Source organism: Pseudomonadota bacterium, from assembly GCA_010028905.1.
Lineage (GTDB): Bacteria > Vulcanimicrobiota > Xenobia > RGZZ01 > RGZZ01 > RGZZ01.
Genome location: RGZZ01000369.1, coordinates 1 through 5,049 on the forward strand (window position 1 = coordinate 1; position 5,049 = coordinate 5,049).

At 66.3% G+C, this 5,049-nt stretch carries 7 protein-coding genes; 3 read left to right on the forward strand and 4 right to left on the reverse strand.

Annotated elements, in window-relative coordinates:
- The 3 genes from EB084_19225 to EB084_19235 all read left to right on the forward strand — a co-directional run.
- Nucleotides 1-407 (forward strand): hypothetical protein (locus EB084_19225; GenBank protein ID NDD30395.1); only part of this gene is annotated, 407 nt, incomplete at its 5' end.
- A gap of 108 nt (nt 408-515) precedes the next feature.
- On the forward strand, nt 516-1,172 hold the full coding sequence (locus EB084_19230; protein ID NDD30396.1) for a hypothetical protein: 657 nt from the start codon (nt 516-518) through the stop codon (nt 1,170-1,172).
- A 275-nt stretch (nt 1,173-1,447) separates the two neighbouring features.
- Nucleotides 1,448-1,759 (forward strand): hypothetical protein, encoded by a 312-nt coding sequence (locus EB084_19235; GenBank protein NDD30397.1) that lies wholly within the window; start codon nt 1,448-1,450, stop codon nt 1,757-1,759.
- Between the two features lie 132 nt (nt 1,760-1,891).
- Here EB084_19235 and EB084_19240 read toward each other — a convergent pair whose 3' ends face one another.
- The 4 genes from EB084_19240 to EB084_19255 all read right to left on the reverse strand — a co-directional run bounded on the left by EB084_19240 (nt 1,892) and on the right by EB084_19255 (nt 5,030).
- Nucleotides 1,892-3,067 (reverse strand): hypothetical protein, encoded by a 1,176-nt coding sequence (locus EB084_19240; protein ID NDD30398.1) that lies wholly within the window; start codon nt 3,065-3,067, stop codon nt 1,892-1,894.
- 67 nt (nt 3,068-3,134) lie between these two features.
- A complete protein-coding gene (locus EB084_19245) occupies nt 3,135-3,824 on the reverse strand; it encodes a hypothetical protein (protein ID NDD30399.1) in 690 nt (229 codons plus the stop codon).
- 390 nt (nt 3,825-4,214) lie between these two features.
- On the reverse strand, nt 4,215-4,532 hold the full coding sequence (locus tag EB084_19250) for a hypothetical protein (protein ID NDD30400.1): 318 nt from the start codon (nt 4,530-4,532) through the stop codon (nt 4,215-4,217).
- Nucleotides 4,533-4,607: 75 nt separating this feature from the next.
- The gene (locus EB084_19255) at nt 4,608-5,030 is read right to left on the reverse strand and encodes a hypothetical protein (GenBank protein NDD30401.1); all 423 of its coding nucleotides are present in this window, start codon (nt 5,028-5,030) and stop codon (nt 4,608-4,610) included.
- Between the last annotated feature and the right edge of the window lie 19 nt (nt 5,031-5,049).

Consider the following 5,049-nt stretch of genomic DNA (forward strand, 5'->3'; position numbering starts at 1 on the left):
GAACCATCTCGCGCGCGGCGGCGCTTGCCGCCATGCAGTCTGGCATGCTGTGCGGCGCCCTCGATGGCCTCGTGATGCTCACCGCGCATCAGGCCCTGCCGAAAGCCTCCCTCCCCGTGCCCGCAGGACTCGAGGGAAAGCGCGACCTGCTCGTGGCGGGAATGGACAAAGCGCGAGAGGTGGCCCAGGGCGAGTGGGCCACCATGCCCATCGACGATCTGCAGCTGCTGGCCGGCTACGGCAAGCACCAGAACCTGCACACGGGCGATGAGGCACAGGCCCTCGCCGGGCACACATCCACCGAGCAGACCGAGTGGCTCCTGGCCACCTTCAAAGCCGGCTACGCCGTGGGCATGGCCGACGCCGCCGTCATCGCGCGAGGAGAGAATCCCGACCCCGTGGCGTAGGCGCTTCCTGCCGCGACCCGTTCCCACGCGCTGCGTGATGCGTCACGCCCACCCAGAGACCCGCACCTTGCGGCAGGGTCCTCCATTGGTCTGCCGAAGAGGCGCCGCATGACAGACTCAACGAACACCATCGACTTCTACTTCGATCCCCTCTGCCCGTTCGCATACCAGACCGCGATCTGGGCCCGAGACGTGCGACGCCAGACCGGGCTCACCATCAAGTGGCGCTTCTTCAGCGTCGAAGAGGTGAACCGCGGCGATGCCCCGCACGTGTGGGACCGCGACACCTCACCCCCCGGCTACGCCGCGCTGCGGGTTGCCGCATTCCTCCGACGCCGTGACGAGGCCCTGTGCGACGCGTGGTACGCGGCCTGCGGAAAGGCCCGCCACGAGCAGGGTCGCAAGTTCCACGACCCCGCCGTGGCCCGCGAGCTGCTCGCGTCCATCGGCGCCGACCCCGCCGACTACGACGCCGCCCTGGCCGACCCCACCACCCACGACGACGTGCGCGCCGACCACGCGCACGCTCTCGAGGCCTATGAGGCGTTCGGGGTGCCCACCATCGTCTTCCCCGCCACGGCGCAGGCACGCGAGAAGGCGGTGTTCGGTCCGGTCGTGCTGCCGGGGCCCACAGGGCAGGCGGCCCTCGACCTCTGGCAGGTCACCGCGGGCTACGCGCGCACCCCAGGCCTCTACGAGCTCAAGACGCCGCGCAATGCCGCGTGGCAGGAAGACATCGCCCGGGTGTTCACTGCGCGAGGGTGAGCGGGGCGGGGGGCAGCCCGCCTGGCTTGCGGATGTTCGGCTTCGAGGGGTCAACGAGGATAGAGGCGGCAATCGCACCCAGATACTCCCTGCTCGTCTGGGAGTGTCTGCCGATAACCCCAGACGAAGTGGGAGTGGTGGCCCCGTAACCACCAGCGCCCCGCTGTGCCTGACCTCAAAACCTCCCGAGAGGAACACGCCCGTGCCCCCATCACCAGCCCCCCCAATGCGTTCCCCCGCACCAAGCCAGGCGTCACTCCCCCCTGCGGTGGACCGTGACGGCACTCATCGTGTCGCTCTGCCTCGGTGCCTCTCCCGCACTCGCCGATGACATGCCAGTCGTTTCGATCAACGTGCGCTCACTCCCCTATGATCAGTCGCCGACGAGCTACAAGAACGCGCCGACGAACTACAGCAATGCACTCACCAATTACGAGAATGCCGGCAGCAACTACGAGAACGCGCAGACCTACTATCAGAATGCCGCAAGCAAGGCAACGGGGTCTACGACGCATCGAGCGGTGCATTTGCGGGAGTCTTGCAGCGCCAGCTCGGACGGCTCACGCTGTGCCTCGATGAAGCGGTGAAGCGGCGCCTGTTCGACAGCCCGTAACGGGGCACAGCCACCAGGCTGCACCCGCGCGGCGCGCGGACGGCAATGCGCTGTGCGAAGGCTTTCCCCTGAGCGTTCCATAAAAGGGGCGCCTCTCACGCCATCGTCAGCGCCCGCCCTGGGCCATGCGCCGCAGCCTGTCCATGTTCGAGAGCCACTCGCTGCTGCCGCTGTCGACACCCGTGGGGGTGTAGCGAGAGAGGCTCTCGGTGAGGTCGGTGGCGCGTCCGAGGTAGCGCACCCCCGACGACGTTGAGCGGACGGCCTGGGTGCCAGACGTGTTCGCGATCTGGGAAACCGCGGTCGACCGAACCTGCACAGGCGTCGATGTGACGCCCCCCTCAGCTCCCCTCCCCACGTTGCCCACGAGATCCTTCAGCTCGTCGAGCAGCTCTCTGCCCTGGCCTCCCAGCCATCGCGCAGAGTCGGAAAGACGACTGGCGCCCGCCTCCGTCAGTGACACAGCGCGGGTGGTTGCCTCGCTGGCCGCGCCCGCGACCCGCTGCACGCCCGTGCGCGCCATCGCCCCCATGCGGGTGGCCGCCGCGCGAGTGGCCATGCCACCGCCGAAGAGCACGCCCGCATGCCCCAGGCCCTTACCGAAGACCTGGCCCATGCCCTCCATGTCTCCCTTCACGAAGGGCTTTGCCACATCGTGAAGCGTCTCTCGCGCCCAGCTCGCGCCCCGGCGAGCGGTTGCGAGAGGATTCGCGGCAGCATCGGTCACCGCATCGCTCACCGCGGCGGCCGTGGCGCGGGGGTTCATGGCCACGTGCGCAAGTCCCTCGACAGTGTCCTTGAGCACGCTGCCCATTCCCATCACCTCGCCGTGACCGAAGTTCATGACGTCAGTGCCATATCCGTTCGCCAGGTAGTCGGCGTGAGCGGCCCAGACCGACTTCTCAGGGGCGTTGGGGTTGGGGAGGAAGACCAGCCGGCCGTCTGCCTGCCGCTCCGCGAGCAGCTGCCCGCTGCGAAGGCCCGCCATGCGCTGCTTGAGCTGGGCCTGCTGCTCAGCGTGACGCCGATCGGCGGCGCTCTGGGTCGTGGGGGTGAACACGTCCTTGGGCGCAGCAGCCCGTGTCGACGGCCCACCCTTGTCACTGGCCATCGACGTGCGCGCGGAAAGGGGCGTTGCGCGCACGTGATGGAGTGGAGCGCGACGCATCGTGCGCGCCAGCTTCTTCGCCCCCGCACTGAGGGTGTTCACGGTGTCCTTCACAAACGTCTGGGCCTGCTTGTTGCCCACCAGGGTCACTGCGGTCGAGAGCAGCATCTCCATGTCTTCAGCGTCCTTCCATCTCTTCGTGTCTCAAGCATATCGCGGGGGTGTGAACGAACGAGGGCACCTAGGTTTCTGAGGTGTTGCCCCGATGTGAACGTCGTGTTACCCGATGTGAACGCTTTCGCACACCGTTGTGAACAGAAGGGCTGGTACGCGTCACCCACGCGTCGGAAGGGGTCGCGATCTTCTCGACAACGGGAGCGCGCATGTGCCCGTAGAACACCGAGGCGTACCGCACATTGGGAAGCCGCAGCACCACCGCGTCATGGGTCATGCGTGACGCCCAGATGCGTCCCTTTCGGACGCCGAGCAGCAGATGGGCGAGCAGCGCGATGACGACGACAGCGGTCATGTGAATGGTCGCCATGTCGTAATCGACACACAGCATCGCAATCAGCGCCATCGAGCTCAAGAACAGCGCGCATACCGCCGCGATCTCATCGCGGCGCAGCCCCCACGAGCGCGGACGACACCCCGCGCACGTGTACACCATGACAGTACGCTTCTCGTCGCTTCCGAGCAGCCAGAACAGTCCGAGCGGTCCAAGAACCAGCAGGAGCAGCATCCAGGGGTTCACCCACGTGAAGACACGGGGGTCCATGCGGGTGGCCGCAGCGTCTCCACACATCATGCAGACGGCGGGGTAGGCGCCGCAGACCGAGCGGTCGTCAGAGATCGCTATCTCATCATGCGTCAGGGCTTCTGCCTGAGCGCTGGATACCTGTATCGGGAACTCGGGTTCAACAAGTGACATCGTCAACATCCTCCTCTTCGTGCCCCCATCTTCCCACGGCCCTGTTACACGCCTGGCGCAGGTGCATTGACGCGATGTTGCGACGATGTGAACAGAGACGACATCGCTGTGAACAGTTCCGGCGCGCATGTTGACAACGTGACGAACATCACGAGAGCGGGGCGAGCGCGAGAGATGTCGAACGTCTGACGACCATGGAGCGCCTGCGCGTCCTCGACCGTCGCGTGTTCGCAATCGCGCTGCTGCTTCTCTTGCACACGCTGTGGTGGGGCCCCGACCTGATGTGAACCTACCGCCAATGCAACCCGTCCGCGAACGGTGTGTGATGTTCCGTCCGTCCCCTCGCGCACAAGCTCGAGCAGCGGACACTGACTGATCTTCTCGCAGGGCTCAGGCGTTCCAAACGATACCGTTGGGCTTCTGCTCCTCGCAAGCTTCGTGGCGCACACCCGCAGTGCGGCGCGTGCACATGCCCACCCCATGCATCGACGTCCAGACGCCGAACAAGGCCGCGAGGCCGAAGAAGGCGTGAAGCGCCAGCGGCACGAGTACGCCCGAGACAGTCGTGGGGCCTTTCCACAGCCAGGCGCCCATCATCGTGCTCATGACCTCGCCGAAGATCAGAATGATCATGCCTGCCGCGATCAGTAGCAGTCCCAACAGGCTGGAGGGCTTCATGGGTGCCGTGTAATCGATCTCTTCATTCATGGGATTTCGTTCCTCTCTTCATTTCAGCGACATTGACCTGACCCGAATGCGCCAGCGCCGCGCTGGCGCTGGACGTTAGTTGCGCGGCGACTGACCGTAGACGTCGTTGACGCGGCGCTGCGCGGCCCGGAGCTGATCGACGCGAACCTCTGCGTAGTGCGCGCCCTCGGCGCTGCCTCTCGCACGCGCGTCCTCTCCCTCTTGCTGGGCGCAGAGAATCGCGCGGGTCACGGCGTGACGGCTCTCTCCACGATCGTGGATCTGCTCCGCCGAGAGGCGCTCCAGGCCGCAGGTTTCGGCAGCGTAGTGATGATTGCGGCTGTCGAGCGCCTCTTTCTCGTGATTCTCGCCTTCATTGAACGCAAGATCGAGGTTGGCCGTCACCCGCTCGTCGCCGCTCGGGCCCTCGCCCAGGTGAGCGCTCATCAATGCGCGCGTTGCGCTGTAGCCGATGTACCCGACAGCCGCGGGCGCAGCCGCCGCTGTTCCGCTCAGCATAAGGGCTCCCGCACCGGTC

What these genes read in the sequence shown, in the direction of transcription:
- EB084_19230 (NDD30396.1), top strand. Translation starts at nt 516, where the DNA reads ATGACAGACTCAACGAACACCATCGACTTCTACTTCGATCCCCTCTGC.
- EB084_19240 (NDD30398.1), bottom strand. Translation starts at nt 3,067, where the DNA reads ATGGAGATGCTGCTCTCGACCGCAGTGACCCTGGTGGGCAACAAGCAG.
- EB084_19245 (NDD30399.1), bottom strand. Translation starts at nt 3,824, where the DNA reads ATGTCACTTGTTGAACCCGAGTTCCCGATACAGGTATCCAGCGCTCAG.
- EB084_19250 (NDD30400.1), bottom strand. Translation starts at nt 4,532, where the DNA reads ATGAATGAAGAGATCGATTACACGGCACCCATGAAGCCCTCCAGCCTG.
- EB084_19255 (NDD30401.1), bottom strand. Translation starts at nt 5,030, where the DNA reads ATGCTGAGCGGAACAGCGGCGGCTGCGCCCGCGGCTGTCGGGTACATC.